At 67.7% G+C, this 19,863-nt stretch carries 22 protein-coding genes; 15 read left to right on the top strand and 7 right to left on the bottom strand.

What is annotated here, in order from left to right; all coding sequences use genetic code 11:
• Positions 1-55: 55 nt before the first annotated feature.
• From ACOFKS_RS09940 to ACOFKS_RS09910, 7 genes are all read left to right on the top strand, one after another.
• A complete protein-coding gene (locus tag ACOFKS_RS09940) occupies positions 56-1,459 on the top strand; it encodes an NAD(P)H-dependent flavin oxidoreductase (protein WP_419809082.1) in 1,404 nt (467 codons plus the stop codon).
• Positions 1,460-1,517: 58 nt separating this feature from the next.
• Positions 1,518-1,946, top strand: a complete 429-nt coding sequence (locus ACOFKS_RS09935; RefSeq protein WP_419809081.1) for a hypothetical protein — start codon at positions 1,518-1,520, stop codon at positions 1,944-1,946.
• Between the two features lie 24 nt (positions 1,947-1,970).
• On the top strand, positions 1,971-2,849 hold the full coding sequence (gene panB, locus ACOFKS_RS09930) for a 3-methyl-2-oxobutanoate hydroxymethyltransferase (protein ID WP_419809080.1): 879 nt from the start codon (positions 1,971-1,973) through the stop codon (positions 2,847-2,849).
• 63 nt (positions 2,850-2,912) lie between these two features.
• Positions 2,913-3,629, top strand: a complete 717-nt coding sequence (locus ACOFKS_RS09925; RefSeq protein WP_419809079.1) for a tetratricopeptide repeat protein — start codon at positions 2,913-2,915, stop codon at positions 3,627-3,629.
• Complete coding sequence (locus ACOFKS_RS09920) at positions 3,626-4,951, top strand: PQQ-binding-like beta-propeller repeat protein (protein ID WP_419809078.1); 1,326 nt, start codon at positions 3,626-3,628, stop codon at positions 4,949-4,951. Before ACOFKS_RS09925 ends, ACOFKS_RS09920 begins: the two co-directional genes overlap by 4 nt.
• A 65-nt stretch (positions 4,952-5,016) precedes the next feature.
• Positions 5,017-6,411, top strand: a complete 1,395-nt coding sequence (gene der, locus ACOFKS_RS09915) for a ribosome biogenesis GTPase Der (protein WP_419809077.1) — start codon at positions 5,017-5,019, stop codon at positions 6,409-6,411.
• Positions 6,412-6,497: 86 nt separating this feature from the next.
• Positions 6,498-6,920 carry an Hpt domain-containing protein gene (locus ACOFKS_RS09910; RefSeq protein ID WP_419809076.1) on the top strand — a complete coding sequence of 141 codons (423 nt, stop codon included), beginning with the start codon at positions 6,498-6,500 and terminating at the stop codon, positions 6,918-6,920.
• A 224-nt stretch (positions 6,921-7,144) separates the two neighbouring features.
• Here the strand turns inward: ACOFKS_RS09910 and bfr are convergent, their stop codons facing one another.
• The 6 genes from bfr to map all read right to left on the bottom strand — a co-directional run bounded on the left by bfr (position 7,145) and on the right by map (position 12,528).
• Positions 7,145-7,660 carry a bacterioferritin gene (bfr, locus tag ACOFKS_RS09905; protein WP_419809288.1) on the bottom strand — a complete coding sequence of 172 codons (516 nt, stop codon included), beginning with the start codon at positions 7,658-7,660 and terminating at the stop codon, positions 7,145-7,147.
• A gap of 98 nt (positions 7,661-7,758) precedes the next feature.
• On the bottom strand, positions 7,759-7,926 hold the full coding sequence (locus ACOFKS_RS09900) for a (2Fe-2S)-binding protein (RefSeq protein ID WP_419809075.1): 168 nt from the start codon (positions 7,924-7,926) through the stop codon (positions 7,759-7,761).
• A 79-nt stretch (positions 7,927-8,005) separates the two neighbouring features.
• Positions 8,006-10,225 carry a phosphoribosylformylglycinamidine synthase subunit PurL gene (gene purL, locus ACOFKS_RS09895; RefSeq protein ID WP_419809074.1) on the bottom strand — a complete coding sequence of 740 codons (2,220 nt, stop codon included), beginning with the start codon at positions 10,223-10,225 and terminating at the stop codon, positions 8,006-8,008.
• Between the two features lie 89 nt (positions 10,226-10,314).
• Positions 10,315-11,073, bottom strand: a complete 759-nt coding sequence (locus ACOFKS_RS09890) for a hypothetical protein (protein WP_419809073.1) — start codon at positions 11,071-11,073, stop codon at positions 10,315-10,317.
• Positions 11,074-11,217: 144 nt separating this feature from the next.
• Positions 11,218-11,691 carry a hypothetical protein gene (locus ACOFKS_RS09885; protein ID WP_419809072.1) on the bottom strand — a complete coding sequence of 158 codons (474 nt, stop codon included), beginning with the start codon at positions 11,689-11,691 and terminating at the stop codon, positions 11,218-11,220.
• 6 nt (positions 11,692-11,697) lie between these two features.
• Complete coding sequence (gene map / locus ACOFKS_RS09880) at positions 11,698-12,528, bottom strand: type I methionyl aminopeptidase (RefSeq protein ID WP_419809071.1); 831 nt, start codon at positions 12,526-12,528, stop codon at positions 11,698-11,700.
• A 61-nt stretch (positions 12,529-12,589) separates the two neighbouring features.
• Here map and ACOFKS_RS09875 point away from each other — a divergent pair, with 61 nt between their 5' ends.
• Positions 12,590-13,351, top strand: coding sequence for a competence/damage-inducible protein A (locus ACOFKS_RS09875; RefSeq protein ID WP_419809287.1), 762 nt, complete (start codon positions 12,590-12,592; stop codon positions 13,349-13,351).
• A gap of 19 nt (positions 13,352-13,370) precedes the next feature.
• On the opposite strand, the gene ACOFKS_RS09870 is transcribed toward ACOFKS_RS09875, so the two are convergent.
• Positions 13,371-14,279, bottom strand: a complete 909-nt coding sequence (locus ACOFKS_RS09870) for an NAD(P)/FAD-dependent oxidoreductase (RefSeq protein ID WP_419809070.1) — start codon at positions 14,277-14,279, stop codon at positions 13,371-13,373.
• A 55-nt stretch (positions 14,280-14,334) separates the two neighbouring features.
• Here ACOFKS_RS09870 and ACOFKS_RS09865 point away from each other — a divergent pair, with 55 nt between their 5' ends.
• The 7 genes from ACOFKS_RS09865 (at position 14,335) to ACOFKS_RS09835 (ending at position 19,767) form a co-directional block, all read left to right on the top strand.
• Positions 14,335-14,589, top strand: coding sequence for an AbrB/MazE/SpoVT family DNA-binding domain-containing protein (locus ACOFKS_RS09865; protein ID WP_419809069.1), 255 nt, complete (start codon positions 14,335-14,337; stop codon positions 14,587-14,589).
• Positions 14,582-14,959, top strand: a complete 378-nt coding sequence (locus ACOFKS_RS09860) for a type II toxin-antitoxin system VapC family toxin (protein ID WP_419809068.1) — start codon at positions 14,582-14,584, stop codon at positions 14,957-14,959. Before ACOFKS_RS09865 ends, ACOFKS_RS09860 begins: the two co-directional genes overlap by 8 nt.
• Complete coding sequence (gene trmD, locus ACOFKS_RS09855) at positions 14,956-15,690, top strand: tRNA (guanosine(37)-N1)-methyltransferase TrmD (protein ID WP_419809067.1); 735 nt, start codon at positions 14,956-14,958, stop codon at positions 15,688-15,690. Before ACOFKS_RS09860 ends, trmD begins: the two co-directional genes overlap by 4 nt.
• Positions 15,687-16,079 carry a 50S ribosomal protein L19 gene (gene rplS / locus ACOFKS_RS09850; RefSeq protein ID WP_419809066.1) on the top strand — a complete coding sequence of 131 codons (393 nt, stop codon included), beginning with the start codon at positions 15,687-15,689 and terminating at the stop codon, positions 16,077-16,079. The genes trmD and rplS overlap by 4 nt, the downstream gene beginning before the upstream one ends.
• Before the next feature lie 143 nt (positions 16,080-16,222).
• A complete protein-coding gene (locus ACOFKS_RS09845; RefSeq protein ID WP_419809065.1) occupies positions 16,223-17,599 on the top strand; it encodes a DUF418 domain-containing protein in 1,377 nt (458 codons plus the stop codon).
• 45 nt (positions 17,600-17,644) lie between these two features.
• Entirely contained in the window at positions 17,645-19,318 is a 1,674-nt protein-coding gene (locus tag ACOFKS_RS09840) for a DEAD/DEAH box helicase (protein WP_419809064.1), read from the top strand.
• 5 nt (positions 19,319-19,323) lie between these two features.
• Positions 19,324-19,767 carry a YaiI/YqxD family protein gene (locus tag ACOFKS_RS09835; RefSeq protein WP_419809286.1) on the top strand — a complete coding sequence of 148 codons (444 nt, stop codon included), beginning with the start codon at positions 19,324-19,326 and terminating at the stop codon, positions 19,765-19,767.
• Positions 19,768-19,863: the final 96 nt, after the last annotated feature.

The raw sequence follows: 19,863 nt of genomic DNA, 5'->3' as shown, positions 1-19,863 counted from the left end.
TCGCGGCACGGTTTGGCTATACCGGCGTTCATCCATCCGAAAGGTAGTTCCGCCCGTGTTCAAAGGCCTGAAGCCCATCACCTATGCCGGTCGCGAAGTGTGGCCGTTGGTCGAGGGCGGCAAAGGCGTGGCGGCGACGAACCATGCGTCGGCGGGCGCGTGGGCGGCGGCGGGCGGCATCGGCACGGTCAGCGCGGTCAATGCCGACAGCTACGACCCCGACGGCAAGATCATCCCGCAGGTCTATCATGCGCTGACGCGGCGGCAGCGCCACGACGAGCTGGTCGAATACGCGATCGAGGGCGCGGTGCAGCAGGTCAAGCGCGCCTGGGACATCGCCGGCGGCAAGGGCGCGATCAACATCAACGTGCTGTGGGAAATGGGCGGCGCGCCGCGCGTGCTCCACGGCGTACTGGAGCGGACACGCGGGCTGGTCTCCGGCGTCACCTGCGGCGCCGGCATGCCGTACAAGCTGAGCGAGATCGCGGCGTCCTACAATGTCAGCTACCTGCCGATCATCAGCTCCGCCCGCGCCTTTTCGGCGTTGTGGAAGCGTGCCTATTCCAAGGCGGCGGAATGGCTGTCGGCGGTGGTGTACGAGGACCCGTGGCTGGCGGGTGGACACAACGGCCTGTCGAACGCCGAAGACCCGCTGAAGCCGCAGGACCCTTTCCCCCGCGTCAAGGCACTGCGCGACACGATGCGCGCGGGCGGCATCTCCGACGACACGCCGATCGTGATGGCGGGCGGCGTGTGGTATTTGCGCGACTGGAACGAGTGGGTCGACAACCCCGAACTGGGGCAGATCGCGTTCCAGTACGGCACCCGGCCGCTGCTGACGCAGGAAAGCCCGATTCCGCAGGACTGGAAGGACCATCTGACGCGGATCGAGGCGGGCGAGGTGCTGCTCCACCGCTTCTCGCCGACCGGCTTCTATTCCAGCGCGGTGCGTAATCCCTTCCTGCGCGCGCTGGAGGCGCGGTCGGAGCGGCAGATCGCGTTCTCGACGCAGGAAGCGGGGGACCATGTCTTCCAGCTGGACGTCGGCGTGAAGGGCAAGAACTTCTGGGTGACGCGCGGGGACCTGTTGCGTGCGCGCGAGTGGTTCGGGCACGGCTTCACCGACGCGCTCAAGACGCCCGACAACACGCTGGTGTTCGTGTCGCCGCCCGAAAAGGCGGAGATCAGGAAGGACCAGGCGGACTGCATGGGCTGTCTATCGCAATGCCTGTTTTCGAGCTGGGCCGACACGGAGACCAACTCGACCGGGCGGCTGGCCGATCCGCGCTCCTTCTGCATCCAGAAGACGCTGCAGGACATCGCGCATGGCGGCGACATCGAGCAGAACCTGATGTTCGCCGGGCACGCGGCGTACAATTTCAAGCGCGATCCGTTCTATTCGAACGGGTTCGTGCCGACGGTGAAGCAGCTGGTCGACCGCATCCTGACCGGGGATTGAAACCACCCCTTGTGAGTAGCGCGCGAGCGGCGCAGTCTTGCCGACAGGGAGAACGGGTATGAGCACGATCAGGCCGCCGATGTGGTTCTGGGTCCTCGCGTCCGTGCTGCTGCTCTGGAATCTGCTCGGTGCCTATGTGTGCGTCCAGCAATTCAGGCTTGGCGCCGACGCCTATCCGCCCGCGACCGATTACGACCGCCAGCTGTTCGCGAGCATGCCCGGCTGGTACGATTGGAACTTCGCCTTTGCAGAGGTCACCGGCGTCGGCGGGGCCGTCGCGCTGCTGGCCCGCCGGTCGATCGCGGTGCCGTTGTTCGTACTGTCGCTTATCGGGGTGGTGATCCAGTTCGGCTATGTGTTCACGCAGACCGACGTGATCGCCCACAAGGGCCTCCGGACAAGCTATTTCCCGCTGTTCATCGCCGCCGTCTGCCTTTTCCAGATCGCGGTGGCGCGGCTGGCGCGGCGGCGGGGGTGGATCGGCTGACGCGCGAGGCGTAGACGCCCACGCATGTCCACGACCTTCACGCTCGACACCTCCACCAGCCGCGCGACGCCGGTCGCCGCGCCGATGAAGCGGCTGACGGTGCCGGCGGTGCGCCGACGCAAGGCGGAGATCGCGGGCGGCACGGGTGAGCCGCTGGTGATGCTGACCGCCTACACCGTCCGTACCGCGCAGCTGCTCGACCCGCATTGCGACCTGTTGCTGGTCGGCGACAGCCTGGGGCAGGTGGTCTACGGTCTGCCCTCCACCGTGCCGGTGACATTGGAGATGATGGCGGCGCACGGGGCGGCGGTGGTACGCGGCAGTTATCATGCTGTGGTCGTGATCGACATGCCGTTCGGCAGCTACGAAGCCTCGCCCGAGCAGGCGTTCGGGAGTGCCGCGCGGCTGTTGAAGGAGACAGGCGCGGCGGCGGTGAAGATGGAAGGCGGTGCCGCGATGGCGCCGACCGTCGCCTTCCTGACCGAACGCGGCATTCCGGTCATGGGCCATGTCGGGCTGACCCCGCAGGCGGTGAACATGCTCGGCGGCTATGGCGCGCGCGGCCGGGCGCCCGAGGAAGCCGCGAAGATCGTCGACGACGCGCAGGCGATCGCGCGCGCCGGCGCCTTCAGCCTGGTGGTGGAAGGCGTGGTCGAGCCGGTCGCGCTCACGATCACCCGGTCGATCGATTGCCCGACGATCGGTATCGGTGCGTCGGCGCAATGCGACGGCCAGGTGCTGGTCGCCGAGGATATGCTGGGGATGTTCGAGCGGGTGCCGCGCTTCGTGAAGCGGTTCGACGATCTGGGCGCGCGGATCGGCGCGGCGGCACAGACCTATGCCGCCGATGTCCGGTCGCGCGCCTTTCCGGGACCCGAGCAGGTCTACGCGCCGAAGGCGTGAGGCTTCCGTTTGCGGCGGCCCGCCGCTAAGGACCGGGGCCTCATCCTATTTCCGGAGCATTTCTTGGCTCGTCCGCCCGCCACCGATCAGGCCTTCCTACGCGAAGTCGACGAAGAATTGCGCCGCGATCAGGTCGCCGCCGCCGCCCGCCGCTGGGGGCTCGGCGCCGCGATCGCGATCGTCGCGGCGTTGCTGCTGTTCGGCGGCTGGCTGTATTGGCAGCACCGGCGCGAGCAGGCAGCGGGCGTCGAGGGCGAGCAGCTCGCCGCCGCCTATGACCAGATCAACGCCGGCAGCATCCCGCAGGCGACGACATCGCTGGCCGCGCTCGCGCAAGCGGAGGGTAAGGGCACCCGTGCGATGGCGCTGATGACGCAAGGCGACCTGCTGCTAAAGAAGAACGACGTGCGGGGCGCGGTGGCCAAGTTCGCGGCGGTCGCTGGCGATGCTTCGTACGGTCAGCCGTTCCGCGATCTCGCGACGCTGCGTCAGACCGCGATCGAATTCGACACGCTGCCGCCGCAGCAGGTGATCGAGCGGCTGCGGCCGCTGGCGGTGCCGGGCTCGCCCTGGTTCGGCAGCGCCGGCGAGATGACCGCGATCGCCTATCTGCGCCAGAACCGCCGCGACCTGTCCGGCAAGCTGTTCGGCCAGATCGCACGCGCCGACGACGTGCCCGAAACCATCCGTCAACGCGCGGTTCAGATGGCCGGCGGCATGGGCGTCGACGCTGCCCCGTCCGCCGCCGTTTCGCCCGCAGGAGCTACCCCGACCCCATGAGCAGATACTTTCGCGCGCCCGTCATGGTCGCGGCGCTGGTGGCGTTGGCCGGGTGCGGCATCTTCACCGGCAAGGGTGGCAAGCGCACCCCGACCGTCGGCAACCGCGTGCCCATCCTGGTCGCCGAGAACGCGATCGAGAACGACCGCACGATCGCCGACGTTCAGGTGCTTCTCCCCGCCGCCGCCGCCAACGACAGCTGGACGCAGCCGGGCGGCAACGCGGCGAAATCGATGGGCCAGCTGGCGCTGGGTGCATCGCCCGCGCAGCTGTGGACCGCGCAGATCGACGCCGGCTCCAACCGCGAGCGGTTGGCGGCGACGCCGGTCGTCGCGGAGGGCAAGCTGTTCGTCGTCGACGTTCAGGCCAACGTCCGTGCGTTCGACGCGACGACCGGCGCGGTGTTGTGGACCGTTGCGATCCCGAAGGACGGAGAGAACCGGCCGTCGCGCTTCGGTGGCGGCGTCAGCTATGACGAGACGAGGGTCTATGCGACCGACGGGCTGGGCGAGGTGGTCGCGTTGCAGGCGGCGGACGGCAAGGAGCTGTGGCGCGCCAAGCCCGGCGGCCCGCTGCGCGGCGCGCCGACGGTCGCGAACGGCGTCGTCTATGTCCTGAGCCAGGACGATCAGCTGTTCGCGCTCGATCAGGACAAGGGCACCGTCAACTGGTCCGGCCAGGGCACCGCCGAGTCGCAGGGCGTGTTCGGCGTCGCGGCACCGGCCGCTGGGCAGGGGTCCGTCGTCGCCGGTTTCTCGTCGGGCGAGCTCAACGCCTATCGCTACGAGAACGGCCGCCAGTTGTGGCAGGACGCGCTGTCGCGGACATCGATCTCTACCTCGGTGTCGTCGATCGCCGACATCGACGCGGCACCGGTGATCGACAACGGCCGCGTCTATGCGGTCGGACAGGGCGGCCGCATGGTCGCGCTCGACCTCGGCACCGGTCGGCGGTTGTGGGAGCAGAACCTGGCCGGGATCGCGACGCCGTGGCTGGCGGGCGAGTGGCTGTTCGTCGTCACCGACGATGCCCGGCTGATCTGCCTGTCGGGATCGAGCGGCAAGGCGCGCTGGATCGCGCAGCTGCCGCGGTTCCGCAACCTGAAGAAGCGTAGCGGGCCGATCATCTGGTTCGGACCGGTGCTGGCGGGCAACCGGCTGGTGCTGACCAACAGCCGGGGCGAGATCGTCTATGCCAACCCGAGCGATGGCGCGGTGACGACGACGGTCAAGGGCAAGGACGCCTTCGCGCTCGGACCGGTGGTGGCGAACTCGGTGATGTACACGGTCGATCAGAAGGGGCGGCTGACCGCCTGGCGTTAGGGTTGTTCCTGGTCGTGGACGGGGAGAGGGAAGACGTGGGCCGCCTATCCTGCTAGCAGGCGCCCATGTCCCTACCCACCGTCGCGATCATCGGCCGGCCCAATGTCGGCAAGTCGACGCTGTTCAACCGTCTGGTCGGCAAGAAGCTGGCGCTGGTCGACGATCGGCCGGGCGTCACGCGCGACCGGCGCGAGGGCGACGCGCATCTGGTCGGCCTCGACTTTCGCGTCATCGACACCGCCGGGTATGAGGACGAGGACCCGCAGTCGCTACCCGGCCGGATGCGTCGCCAGACCGAGGCGGCGGTGGCGGAGGCCGACGTCGCGCTGTTCCTGTTCGACGCGCGCGCCGGGCTGGTGCCGCTGGACGAGGAGATCGCCCGCTGGCTGCGCGGGTCGACGACGCCGGTCGTGCTGGTCGCCAACAAGGCCGAGGGCCGTGCGGGCGAGGCGGGCATCCTCGACTCGCTGTCGCTGGGTTTCGGCGATCCCGTCCAGCTTTCCGCCGAACATGGCGAGGGCATGGGCGACCTGTTCGAGACGATCCTGCCGCTGCTCGACGGCAAGGAGACGGTCGAGGAGCCCGAGGACGACGAGAGCCCCGACGCGCCGCTGAAGCTCGCGATCGTCGGCCGCCCCAACGCGGGCAAGTCGACGCTGGTCAACCGGATGCTCGGCGAGGAACGGATGATAACCGGGCCGGAAGCCGGGATCACGCGTGATTCGATCGCGGTCGACTGGCTGTGGTCCGATCCCAAGGGCGGCACGCGGCGTGTGCGGCTGATCGATACCGCCGGTATGCGCAAGCGCGCCAAGGTGCAGGACAAGCTGGAGAAGCTGTCGGTCGCCGACGCACTGCACGCGGTCGATTTCGCCGAGGTCGTGGTGCTGCTGCTCGACGCGACGCTGGGGCTGGAAGCGCAGGACCTGCGGATCGCCGACCGGGTGCTGGAGGAAGGCCGCGCGCTCGTCATCGCGCTCAACAAATGGGACGTGGCGGAAAACGCGTCGTCCTTGTTCAACGGCGTCAAAAAGGCGCTGGAAGACGGGCTGAGCCAGGTGAAGGGCGTGACGGTGATGACCGTCTCGGCCGCGACCGGCAAGGGCATCGACCAGCTGATCGGCGCGGCGTTCGACACGCGGGAGGCGTGGTCGAAGCGGGTCGGCACCGGCGAGCTGAACCGCTGGTTCGAGCGTGCGATCGAGGCCAATCCGCCACCCGCGCCGGGCGGCAAGCGGATCAAGATGCGCTACGTCACCCAGATCAAGTCGCGGCCGCCGTCGTTCGTGATCTTCGGCACCCGCGTGGATCAGCTGCCCGCCAGCTACGAACGCTATCTGGTCAATTCGATGCGGCGCGAACTGGGGTTCGGGGCGGTGCCGGTGCGGCTGACCTTCCGCGCGCCGAAGAACCCGTTCGATCAGACCAAAGTCGCAGATCGCGGCCGTTCGCGCGGTTGACGCGAAACCAACTGTTTACCGGCGGACCTTAAAGAGGGGGCTGGACGCGGCCGCCCCGACGGGTGGAGCGCGCGGAGGAGTCGCCGGTGGGTTTCGAGGGCAGCACGTTGGTGGACTGGGACGCATTCGGACAGGCGCGCAGCGAACTGGGCGCCGGCTTCGTTCGCATTCTGGGCTATTTCCGCGAGGACGGCGTCAAGTCGGTCGCCGCGATCGAGCAGGCGATGCGCGCCGAGAGCGCGGCCGCGATGGTCATCCCCGCGCACACGCTGAAGGGCGAGGCGCGGCAGTTCGGGGCGGAACCGCTGGGCGCGCTGGCCGAGACGATCGAAGCGATCGCGCGCGATTGCGTCGAGCTGCAGGATACGCCCGAAGTCGCGCTGGAGCACATCGTCAAGCTGCGGCCGCTCTTCTCGGAGACACTGACGCTGCTGGAACGCGAAGCCAATCCGCTGGTGGCGCGCAAGCCGCAGGGCGGGGGGTTCGGACGCAAGACGGCCCATTACTGACCGACCCGGATTGCGTCGCCGTTCAGGCCGCGTCGGCTGGTCAAAGGTAACGAAAGGTAACGCCCAAACCGGCCGTCGGACGCCGTCGGGTATATGCTGGAAAATAGAGCGGACCGACGGGTCGCCATCCGGGCGGCAGCCCGATCGACGACCCGCCGAAGATTATCCCAAGCTCTCCCGTGTAGGACAGCCTTCTCGCTCGGATCGCTCGGATCGCTCGGAAATCAGCCCTTCAGATAGGGAGCGGCCCCGCTCTTCGGCTTGTCGTCTTCCGAGATCGAGTTGAGCTGGATATAGTTGTGGATGCCCATCCGGGCGATCATCTCGAACTGGCGTTCCAGCGTGTCGACATGTTCCTCCTCGCTGGCGAGGATGCGGGCGAACAGTTCGCGGCTGATGAAGTCCTTGGCCGTCTCGCAATAGGCGATCGCGCCGCGGAGTTGCTCCACCGCCTCGACCTCCATCGCCAGGTCGGACCTGAGTACCTCTTCCACCGTCTCACCGATCCGGAGCCGGCCGAGCAGCTGGAAGTTGGGCAGACCGTCGAGGAAGAGGATGCGCTCCGACAGCCAGTCGGCGTGCTTCATCTCGTCGATCGACTCCTCGCGCTCGTATTTGGCGAGCTTGTAGACACCCCAGTGATCGAGCATGCGATAGTGCAGCCAATACTGGTTGATCGCGGTCAGTTCGTTCTTGAGCGCTTCGTTAAGCAGCTCGATGACCCGTGGGTCGCCCTTGATCGCCATAGCAAACTCCTTTGCAGGGGCTGTAGAGTCACCGACAATTGCTGGGCAAGCGCGAACGACTCGCGCGAGTCACTCTCAAGTCCGTCCGTCCGTCAGGCGGCGGCGCGTTCCTGATCGATGATCTGGCGGGCGGCGACCGAGCATTGGCCGCATTTCGCCTGGCACCCGAGCGCGGAATAGGCCTGGCACGGTGTCTGACACTGACGCGCCACGCCGCGGATCTGATGTTCGCGAATGGCATTGCAGATGCAGACGACCATGAAGCGCTCCCTCTCGCGAAAGCGCCTAACGCCAGTGCGAACGATTCGCAACTGTTTTGTGAATGTGTCGCAATAACAATCAGGCGAGCGCGGCGTCGGTGCCCATCAGCTTCGGGAAGAACGCCTCATGTGCCTCGCGCAACGTGGCGAGCGACACCGCATAGTCGGCGTGCGCGCGTTCGAAGATGAGGCGGCTCCCGCCGGTGCGCCCGAGCGGCTCGGCCTCGACGCCGGCGGCGTGGGCGGCGTGGAGGAATTCGATCAGCGCGTGGTCGTGGACGGTCAGCACGTACACTCCCTGGTCCTCGCCGAAAAAGGCGCGGGCGCAGCCGAAGGGTTGCGGCCGGTCGATCATCGCGCCGATATCGCCCGCCAGCGCCATCTCCGCCAGTGTCACCGCGAGGCCGCCATCGGAGACGTCGTGACACGCGGTGACGTGACCCGCCTCGATCTGCGCCCGGACGAAGTCGCCGGTGCGGCGCTCGGCGGCGAGGTCGACGGGCGGCGGCGGCCCTTCCTCGCGGCTATGCACCTCGCGCAGCCACAGCGACTGGCCGAGATGGCCGGTGCGGGTGCCGATCGCGAGGATGATGTCGCCGCGCTCCTTGAACGCGATCGTCATGTTGCGCCGCCAGTCGGCGAGCAGCCCGACGCCGCCGATCGCGGGGGTGGGCAGGATGGCGCTGCCGCCGCCCGTCGCCTTCGATTCGTTGTAGAGGCTGACGTTGCCGCTCACGATCGGGAAGTCGAGCGCGCGGCACGCCTGCGCCATGCCGTCGATACAGCCGACGAACTGGCCCATGATCTCGGGCCGCTCGGGGTTGGCGAAGTTCATGCAGTCGGTCGCCGCCAGCGGCGTCGCGCCGACCGCGGTCAGGTTGCGCCACGCCTCCGCGATCGCCTGCTTGCCGCCCTCGACCGGGTCGGCGAAGCAATAGCGCGGCGTGCAGTCGGTGGTGATCGCCAGCGCCTTTTGCGTGCCGTGGACGCGCACCACGGCCGCGTCGCCGCCGGGCCGCTGGACGGTATCGGCGCCGACCATCGAGTCGTACTGCTCCCAGATCCATCGGCGCGAGGCGAGATCGGGCGACCCCATCAGCCGCAGCAGGTCGGCGGCGATGTCGGTCTCTTCGCCGACGCCGGTCAGCGGCGCGGGGGCGGGGGTGGGCGTCGACGGCCGGTCGTAGCAGGGCGCGTCGTCGGCGAGCGGGCCGAGCGGGATGTCGCACACCGTCTCGCCGTGATGCTTCAGGACCATGCGGCCGGTATCGGTGACGCGGCCGATGACCGCGAAATCGAGTTCCCATTTGCGGAAGATCGCCTCCGCCTCGCCCTCGCGGCCGGGCTTCAGCACCATGAGCATGCGCTCCTGGCTCTCCGACAGCATCATCTCATAGGCGGACATCCCCTCCTCGCGCTGGGGCACGTCGTCCATCGTCAGCTCGATCCCGACGCCACCCTTGCTGGCCATCTCGACCGAGGAAGAGGTGAGGCCGGCGGCGCCCATGTCCTGGATCGCGACGATGACGTCGGTCGCCATCAGTTCCAGACACGCCTCGATCAGCAGCTTTTCGGTAAAGGGGTCGCCGACCTGCACGGTGGGGCGCTTGGCGTCCGCATCCTCGCCGAAATCGGCCGATGCCATGGTCGCGCCATGGATGCCGTCGCGACCGGTCTTCGACCCGACATAGACGATCGGGTTGCCGATGCCCGACGCGGCGGAGAGAAAGATCTTGTCCTGATCGGCGACGCCCACCGTCATCGCGTTGACCAGGATGTTGCCGTCATACGCGGAATGGAAATTGACCTCGCCGCCGACCGTCGGCACGCCGACGCAATTGCCATAGCCGCCGATGCCGTGGACGACGCCGGCGATCAGGTGGCGCATCTTCGGATGATCGGGCCGGCCGAAGCGCAGCGCGTTCAAGTTGGCGATCGGCCGCGCGCCCATCGTGAACACGTCGCGCAGGATGCCGCCGACCCCGGTCGCCGCACCCTGATACGGTTCGATATAGGACGGGTGGTTGTGCGACTCCATCTTGAAGACGACGCACTGGCCGTCCCCGATATCGACGACGCCCGCGTTCTCGCCGGGACCGTGGATCACCCGCGGCCCGGTGGTAGGCAGCTTGCGCAGGTGGAGGCGCGAGGATTTGTACGAGCAATGCTCCGACCACATCACCGAGAAGATGCCGAGCTCGACCAGGTTCGGCTCGCGGCCGAGCGCGTTGAGGACGCGGTCGTATTCGTCCGCATTGAGGCCATGCTCGACGACGATCTGGGGAGTGATGGCGGTCATGCGGAGGGCGATAGCCGTGCGTCGTCACCGTGCACAGATACATGGTGTGGAAAGTTGACGCGGATTCGCACAAAGCGGTGAAGTTGGTACTACGTTAAGACGTGACGGGTCCGAACCCGCCTCAGCACCGGCTGAATGCCCCATTGACGTGAGCGATTATCGGCGGGTCGGCCTTGACTTCTCGATGGGACTGCGATCGATCCAGGGGCAGCAGCTCCGACCCGGCCTACTTTGGACACGTTGATCTTCGCCTTCATCTGAACCAGTCGAGAATCCAGTACGCCCCGCTCGGGACTGACCCAGTCACCACCGCCTGGCGCGGGCCGGATGGTGGCCAGTTGCGGCGGAAAGGCTATGTCTGCGGCGGTGTATACGCCTTCCGTTGTCGGAAATAAATGCGGTTTGGCGGTATAGTTCTTCAAAGAACCAATCCCGTGAGGTGTATAACGATCCCAGATGCGGTAGCTCTCTTTAACACTTACTTCACCGCAGATGTTGCGCATTTGATCCATGGTGAAACCGCGAAATGCAATGTAAAATCCTATTAGGTCCGATGCGAGATCTTCTACGCTGAAACCACTGTCGGTTCTCCAACGATATGGAACGCTGCTTTGCATTCGTTCAAATTCATATGATGCTTTAAGAAAGATGCCGAGAGCTACTTCTTCGCGTACAGCCGGTAGCAGCCCTTTCTTGACCACCCATGCATGTTCCGTCGAAGCGCGCAGCGTCATGCCAAAGGCGGTGGTTCTCATTTCCTCACCGAAAGATAGCACATATGCTGGCGCGCCTTCTAGCGTGAGATCGACCGACCGCAGTTCGACGTCATCGCCCTGCTCGGTTTCCATTTGGCGCTTCAGCGACAGTGCTGCGCCAGGGCGAGCATGGCCCCAATCGACCCATCCGCAGCGTCGAGTGTAACTCAGCCGGCGATCGTCACGCCGCGGCTCGATGTCACTCCTCTGGCTCATCTTTTTCCGTTCCCACCTTCGTCAGTTCAGTTCGGCTGTAACCGTCGCTTTACAACGTCCGGCGCAGTCGGTTCGCAGGCCCACCGTCGCGAACTGATCGTGCCATTGTCCCATGCATACCGCAGACGGGTCGGAACGCTGCGCCATCGGGTCGGGCGAGTCGAGGCCGAGCGAACGGCATGCATGCCGCACCGCCGCAGTGATTGACGCCGATGGTTGGTCAACGTGCAGCGTCTGGCGCGCCGTGTCAGGCGTCGTCCCGTCGGCGCTGATCGTCTCCACGGCATCCGCGTACTCGCCGGAAAGACCTGACTTCTCAACGACGCCTTTCAGCAATGCCGAGGCTCCGGGGTCACCGACCGAGATGCTGAAATCGTAGCGGTGAGTATGCACCCACATAGCCACCGTGCCGACCAAAATAAGTAAAATCGCAGGGATCACCCAAAGGATGGTGCGCCCGCGTCGTCTGCCAGTTGATCGACGCATAATATCCATCAGCAATTAGGTAGCGTCCGGGGAATGACGTGCGTCATAATCGCTGAGCGTGAAGATCTCGCAGCCGTCCTCGGTGATGCCGACCGAGTGTTCGAACTGCGCCGACAGCGAGCGGTCGCGCGTGACGGCGGTCCAGCCGTCGTCGAGCAGCTTCACGTCGGGGCGACCGATATTTATCATCGGTTCGATCGTGAAGATCATGCCGGGCCGAAGCTCCGGCCCGGTGCCGGGCTTGCCGACATGCACCACCTCCGGCGCGTCGTGGAACAGGCGGCCGAGACCATGGCCGCAGAAATCGCGGACGACGCCATAGCGGTGGCGCTCGGCGTGACGCTGAATGGCGTTGGCGACGTCGCCCATGTGATTGCCCGGCCGCGCCTGTTCGATACCGAGCATCAGGCACTCATAGGTGACCTCGACCAGGCGGCGTGCCTTCAGCGGCACGTCGCCGATCAGGAACATGCGGCTGCTGTCGCCGTGCCAGCCGTCGAGGATCGGGGTGACGTCGACGTTGACGATGTCGCCGTTCTTGAGCGTCTTGTCCGACGGGATGCCGTGGCAGACGACGTGGTTGATCGAGATGCAGGTCGAGTGGGTATAGCCGCGATAGCCGAGCGTCGCAGGCACGCCGCCGGCGGCGGTGATGAAGTCGTAGACCAGGCGGTCAACCGTCGCCGTGGTGACGCCGGGCACCATGTGCGGCACCAGCATGTCGAACGTTTCCGCCGCGAGCCGGCCGGCCGCGTGCATCCCGGCGAACGCGGCCGGCCCGTGCAGCTTGATCGCGCCGGTGCGGGTCAGCGGGGTGTCGGCGGCGACGGAGAGATAGTCGGTCATCGCGAGCGGATATAACGTGGCGGCGACGCTTTTGCGAGGCTATGCCGGACCGATGGGCAGCATGGATTTGGGCGAACGTATCTGGACCGCCGCGCTGGTCGTGATCGGCGACGAGATCCTGTCGGGGCGAACGCAGGACAAGAACGTCGCGCAGGTGGCGGCGTGGCTCAACGTCCAGGGCATCCGGCTGGCCGAGGTGCGCGTCGTCGCAGACGACACGGCCGCGATCGTCGAGGCGGTGAACACGCTGCGCGCGCGCAACGACTATCTGTTCACCACCGGCGGCATCGGCCCGACGCACGACGACATCACGGTCGATGCGATCGCGGCGGCGCTGGAGGTGGGCGTCGAGCACCATCCCGATGCGATGGCGACGCTGGAGCGCTATTATGCGACGCGCGGCGGGATTACCGAGGCGCGGTCGCGGATGGCGCGGGTGCCGGCGGGCGCGTCGTTGATCGTCAACAAGGTGTCGGGCGCGCCGGGTATCCGCTGGGGCAACATCTTCATCATGGCGGGCGTGCCGCATATCACGGCGGGGATGCTCGACGCGCTGACCGGCACGCTGGAGGGCGGACGGCCGGTAGTGTCGAAGAGCGTCGGCGGCTGGGTGGCGGAAAGCGAGGTCGCCGACCTGCTGCGCGGGACCGAGAAGGCGCATGAGGGGGTAGCGATCGGCTCCTATCCGTTCTTCCGCGAGGGCCGGGTCGGGGCCAACTTCGTGGTGCGGAGTCCCGACGAGGCGTCGGTCGATCACTGTATCGCCGACCTGACGGCCCAGCTGGAAGCGGCCGGTTACTCGATCGTGGCCGGCGGCATCTGAGCTGCGTCGGCGACGGCGATCAACGCCACAGCGCCTTTCGCTCGGCCAGATCGTTCCGCATCGTCGTCGCGGCGACCCCGCCGCCGCCCATCGCGTGGCTGATCTGGTCCAGCCCTTTCACCACGTCGCCTGCGGCATAGAGGCCGGCCACGCTGGTCCGCTGATGCTCGTCGACGACCAGGCAGCCGTCGGACGAGCGCTCCGCGCCCAGCGCCATCGCCAGCTCCGACCGGATCACCGATCCCAGCGCCGGATAGATGCTGTCGAACGCCAGGTCGCCCTTCGGCGTCGGCGCGACGATGCGGTCGCCGTCGATCCGCAGCGCCGCACAGGGTCCGCCGACCGCCTCGATGCCGAGCTCGCGCAGCTTGGCATGTTCCTCGTCCGACAACTCGATGTCCTGGTCGGGCGCGATCAGCGTGACGTCGCGGGTGTAGGTACGGAGGAACACCGCCTCCTTGAAGCCGTGGGTGCGGTTGCCGATCACGCCCACGCGCTTGTCGGTCACCTCGTAGCCGTCGCAGATCGGGCAATAGCGGAGCAGTCCGCGCCGCATCGCCGGATCGTGCAGCTCGGGCGAGATCGGCGGCGGATTGTTGACCACGCCCGTGGCGAGCAGCACCGTGCGCGCCCGGATCGGCCCGCCGTCGGTGAGGTGCGCCTCGAAGCCGTACTCCAGCTTCGCCAGCCGTTCGACGACGCCACGCTCGACCGCTACGCCGAACTCCGCCGCCTGCTCGCGCATCCGATCGAGCAGCTCCGTGCCGGGAATGCCGCCGGGATAACCGGCGTGGTTCTGGGTGCGCGGTATCCAGGTGACCCGGCTCTGCCCGGCGTCGACGACGCGGACCTCGAGGTGAAAGCGGGCGAGATAGATGGCGGCGGTTACCCCGGCGGGGCCGCCGCCGATGATGAGGCAGTCGATCATGCGCCTTGCAAACTCCAGTGAAGTATATACGTCCTGTATCTACAGGAGCACCGCGATGGGTAACGAATACAAGGCCAAGGTGTTCAAGTCCGGCAACTCTGTCGCGCTGCGTCTGCCCAAGGCGCTTGGCCTCAAAGAAGGCATGGAGATGACGGTGCGTGAGGAGCATGGGAGCTTCATCGTGGAACCTAGCATGCCGTCCAGTGAGTACATCGACCTGACCGGCATTTATGGGTCCGTGCCCGGCATCCGCCGGCCGCCCGCCGTCGATAGCCCGCGCGAATGGGAAGCTGTCGCCCGCGATGCCTGAGCCGCTGTTCCTGGTCGATACGAACATTTGCATCTATCTGCTCGATGGTCGGGGCGAACATGCCGCCCGCCGCTTCCAAACGCGCCGACGTGGCGAGGTGGTCACCTCCGCGATCGTGCGTGCGGAGGTGATGCTCGGAGCGAAACTGCGAGAACAGGTCGATCGGGCCGAAGCGCTGTTCGCGCAGATCGAGGCACTGCCGTTCGATGGCCGAGCGGCGGACAGGTATGCCGGACTGCCTTTCTCTCGTGGCAATCTGGATCGGTTGATCGCGGCGCACGCGCTCGCGCTCGGTCTGACGCTGGTGACGAACAACGAGCGCGACTTCGCCGACATTCCCGACCTCCGCATCGAGAACTGGACCCGGTGACCTTCGCCGCCACCGTTCTGACCCTCTATCCGGAGATGTTTCCCGGCCCGCTCGGCGTGTCGCTCGCCGGGCGGGCGTTGCGGGAGGGGCGTTGGTCGCTCGACGCGGTGCAGATGCGCGACTTCGCGACCGATCGGCACCGTACGGTCGACGGCAGTCCGGCGGGCGGCGGGGCGGGAATGGTGCTGCGCGCGGACGTGGTCGCGGCGGCGCTGGACAGCGTCGCCGACGCGCGGCCGGTGCTGGCGCTGACCCCGCGCGGCGCGCCGCTGACCCAGGCGCGCGTCCGCGCGCTCGCTGCGGGACCGGGCGCGGTGCTGTTGTGCGGGCGGTTCGAGGGATTCGACGAGCGGTTGTTCGAGGCGCGGGGCGTCGAGCCCGTGTCGATCGGCGACTATGTGCTGTCGGGCGGCGAGCTGGGCGCGCTGGTGCTGCTGGATGCTTGCGTTCGGCTGCTCCCCGGCGTAATGGGCGCGCCCGATAGTGGACTGGACGAGAGCTTCGAAACGGGGCTGCTCGAATATCCGCATTACACCCGACCGGTCACCTGGGAGGGACGCACGATCCCCGAAGTGCTGCGATCTGGGGATCATGCGCGGATCGAGGCGTGGCGACGAGCCGCTGCCGAGACCGACACAAGGCTAAGGCGGCCGGACCTTTGGGAACGCTATGACAGCGTTCGGGTCGGGTCGCCCTCTGGCGCGCGGCGCGAAACGGATGTTGAGACATGAACCTGATCCAGCAGCTCGAGGCCGAGCAGATCCAGAAGCTGACCGCGGTCCGCGCGATTCCCGAGTTCCGCCCCGGCGATACGTTGCGCGTCGGCGTCAAGGTGGTCGAGGGCGAGCGCAGCCGCGTCCAGGCCTATGAGGGCGTGTGCATCGCCCGCGCCAACAAGGGCATGGGCTCCTCCTTCACCGTCCGCAAGATGAGCTTCGGCGAGGGCGTCGAGCGCGTCTTCCCGCTCTATTCGCCGTCGATCGATTCGATCGAGGTGGTCCGCAAGGGTGCGGTCCGGCGCGCCAAGCTGTATTACCTGCGCGGCCGCACCGGCAAGTCGGCGCGGATCGCCGAGCGCCGTGATCCACGTCCGCCCAAGGGCAGCGTCGCCGCCGAGTAGGCGATCCGTACAGGCTTTAAATGGGGCGTCGCGGCGTTGGCCGCGGCGCCCCACTTGCGTTGGGCTTGCGGGCCGTGTGTTGCTGGAGTAAGACGGTTGTTGCAAGCCGACGCGGGGAGCGTTGGCCGGAACGGGGGGAACCGATGTCCGACGCCATGACCACCGCGGTGCCGACGCCGCAGGAACCGGACGGCGCACCGCGCCTGCCCGTGATCGACATCCTGCGCGGGATCGCGATCCTCGGCATCCTGTTCATGAACATCAACGACATGGGCGCCTCGCTCTACCGGTCGCAGTCCGGCGAGCCGTGGGACCTGGGATGGTCGGGCGCGGACCAGATCGCCTGGTGGTTGCGTCAGGTGCTGGCCGACGGCACGGCGCGCGCGATGCTGGAGATGCTGTTCGGCGTCGGCATGGTGATTCTGACCGATCGCGCCGCCACCGCCATGAGCAAGTGGCAGGTGATGCGCGCCTATCAGGTCCGCAACGTCGTGCTGTTCCTGTTCGGGCTCGTCCATGTCTTCATCCTGCTGTGGCCGGGCGACATCCTCCACACCTATGGCCTGGCGGCGCTGCTCGCGGTGCTGTTCCGTCGCTGGCGGCCGCGCTGGCTGCTGGTCGCCGGTCTCGCCGGCGCCATGTTGCAGCTCACCATCGGTGGCTTCTTCACAATCCAGTCGATCGACCGTCGTGCGGCGGCGGCGCAAGTCGAAAGCAAGCAGCGCGCCGGGCAGGCGATCACCGCCGCCGATCGCAAGACGCTCGCCGATCGTCGCCGTCGCCTGGCAGAACGCGACAAGGGTCGCGCCGAAACCGCCGCGAAGGTGGCGGCCGAGGACCAATGGCGCACCGCCGGCACCGCGACCGTGCGGACCTGGATCTGGGCGGCGTGGGAGCCGTTCATCTGGCTCCAGAAACAGTTTCTCGAGGTCCTGTTCGTCTGGGAAGCGCTTGGCACGATGCTGATCGGCGCCGCGCTGTTCAAGCTGGGGATCATCCAGGGTGCGCGGAGCCGGCGCTTCTATGCCGGCATGACCGTGGCGGCCTATGCCGTCGGGCTGAGCTGTCGGGCGTGGACCGCCTATGTGATGACGCACTATGCTCATCAACCCAGCCTCGCCTACCCGACCGGCGAAGTGGCGCGGCTGGCGACGACGCTTGGACATATCGGCCTCGTCAACCTGCTGATCGCGACGGGCGTGGGCGCGCGGCTGCTGCGGCCGTTCGAGGCGGCGGGCAAGACGGCGCTGTCGATCTATATCGGGCACACGCTGGTGTGCCTGTGGGTGCTGTATCCGCCCTGGGGCCTAGCGCTGTACGGGAAGCAGGGCTGGGCGGCGTTGATGCTGACGGCGGTGGCGGTCGATGCCGCGTTGCTGATCGGCGCGAACTGGTGGGTCAGGAACTATCGGATCGCGCCGGTCGAATGGGCGTGGCGATCGATCATCGCCCGGCGCGCGCTGCCGTTCCGGCTGCGTGAGCGGGTGGGACAGGGCGGGGGTGTCGCCGTGCCGGCGTGACGTGCGCCTTGTGTCGAGCGGCCGGGCAAGCCATTTAGGCGGCTTATGACTTTGCCGACACTCCCGCCGCCTCTGGCCGAGGCGCTCGCCGCGCGCGGTTACGACACGCTCACCCCGGTCCAGGCCGCCGTGCTGGAGGCCGACGCGGACGGGCGCGACCTGATCGTCTCCGCCCAGACCGGGTCGGGCAAGACGGTGGCGTTCGGCCTCGGCTTTGCGGCGCAGTTGCTGCCCGATGGCGCGCTGCCGCCGCCCGCGCTGCCGCTGGCACTGGTCGTTGCCCCGACCCGCGAACTGGCGTTGCAGGTCAGCCGCGAGCTGGCGTGGCTCTATGCGGGCGCGCAGGCGCGTATTTCCACCTGCGTCGGCGGCATGGATGCGTCGAAGGAGCGGCGCTCCCTCAACCACGGCACGCACATCGTTGTCGGCACGCCGGGGCGGTTGCGCGACCATCTGGAGCGCGGCGCGCTCGACCTCTCGGCGTTGCGCGTCGTCGTGCTCGACGAGGCGGACGAGATGCTCGACATGGGCTTTCGCGAGGATCTGGAGCAGATCCTCGACGCGACGCCCGGCGAGCGGCGGACGATGCTGTTCTCCGCGACGATGCCCAAGCCGATCGTCGCGCTCGCCAAACGGTATCAGCGCGATGCGCTGCGAATCTCGACGGTGGGCGAGGATCGCGGCCATGGCGACATCGCGTATCAGGCGGTGACGGTGTCCCCGTCGGAGATCGAGCATGCCGCGATCAACCTGCTGCGGCTCCACGAGGCGGAAACGGCGATGCTGTTCTGCGCGACTCGCGACAATGTCCGCCACCTCCACGCCAGCCTGATCGAACGCGGCTTCGCGGCGGTGGCGCTGTCGGGCGAGCATAGCCAGACGGAGCGCAACGGCGCGCTGCAGGCGCTGCGTGACGGGCGGGCGCGGGTGTGCGTCGCGACCGACGTGGCGGCGCGCGGCATCGACCTGCCGACGCTCAGCCTCGTCGTTCACGTCGAGCTGCCGCGCGATGCGGAGACGTTGCAGCATCGCTCCGGGCGGACGGGTCGCGCGGGCAACAAGGGGACGGCAGTCCTGATCGTCCCTTACCCGCGCCGGCGTCGCGTCGAGATGATGCTGAAGGGCGCGCGGATCGCGGCCGAGTGGATGGGCGTGCCGACCCCCGACGATATCCGCGCGCGCGATCGCGAGCGGATGCTGGCGGCGCTGCTGGCCCCGATCGAGGTCGACGACGAGGATCGCGAGCTGGCGAAGCGCCTGCTGGCTGAACGCAGCCCCGAGGAGATCGCCGCCGCGCTGGTCCAGGCGCATCGTGCCAAGCTCCCCAACCCCGAGGAACTCATCGAGGCGACGCCGGAGGCGCGGCGCGCGCAGGCGGATGGCCATCGTCCCGGCTTCGACGACACGGTCTGGTTCCGGATGGATATCGGCCGGCGCCAGAATGCCGAGGCACGCTGGGTGCTGCCGCTGCTTTGCCGGCGCGGGCACATCACCCGCAACGAGATTGGCGCGATCCGCATCGGGCCGAGCGAATCCTGGTTCCAGGTGCCGCGCGCCGTCGCGACCAAGTTCGCCGCCGCTGTGGCGCGGACCGGGCGCGCGGGCGCCGAGGACGAGAGCGGCGTCAGGATCGAGCGGGCGGAGGGTGCACCGCCGCCGCAGCGCGCACCGGGCGGTCCGCCGCGTGGCGCGCCAGCACGCCGCGGGCCGCGCGCGTAGTGAGCCTGCGCGTGCTGGTCGACGCCGATGCCTGTCCGGTCAAGGACGAGGTCTATCGCGTCGCCTTTCGCCGCGACGTGCCGGTCAGCATCGTCAGCAACAGTCGGATGCGCGTGCCCGAGCATCCGCTGGTCGAGCGGGTGGTGGTGAGCGACGGCTTCGACGCCGCCGACGACTGGATCGCCGAGCGCGCGGATCGGGAAGCGGTTGTGGTGACCGCCGACATTCTGCTCGCCGACCGCTGTCTGAAGGCGGGCGCGGCGGTGCTCTCGCCCACGGGCAAGCCGTTCACGCCGTCGTCGATCGGCGCGGCGATCGCGACACGGGCGATCATGGCCGACCTGCGCGCGGGCGGCGATCAGCTCGGCGGGCCGGCGCCGTTCGCGAAGACCGACCGATCGCGCTTCCTGCAGGCGTTGGACGAAGCGCTCGTGCGGCTGGCGCGCTAGGCTCGCGCGAGGCTCCATCCCGTCGCGATCGTTATGCCGAAGGTCGTCGAGCAACTCGGGCCGTGGCTGCGGTTCCGCTTACCCATAGCAGGGAAA

Origin of the sequence: Sphingomonas sp. (genome assembly GCF_965200135.1) — a bacterium.
Taxonomy (GTDB): domain Bacteria; phylum Pseudomonadota; class Alphaproteobacteria; order Sphingomonadales; family Sphingomonadaceae; genus Sphingomonas.
The sequence above is the reverse complement of the archived record's forward strand: the minus strand, read 5'-3'. Positions and strand labels throughout refer to the sequence as shown.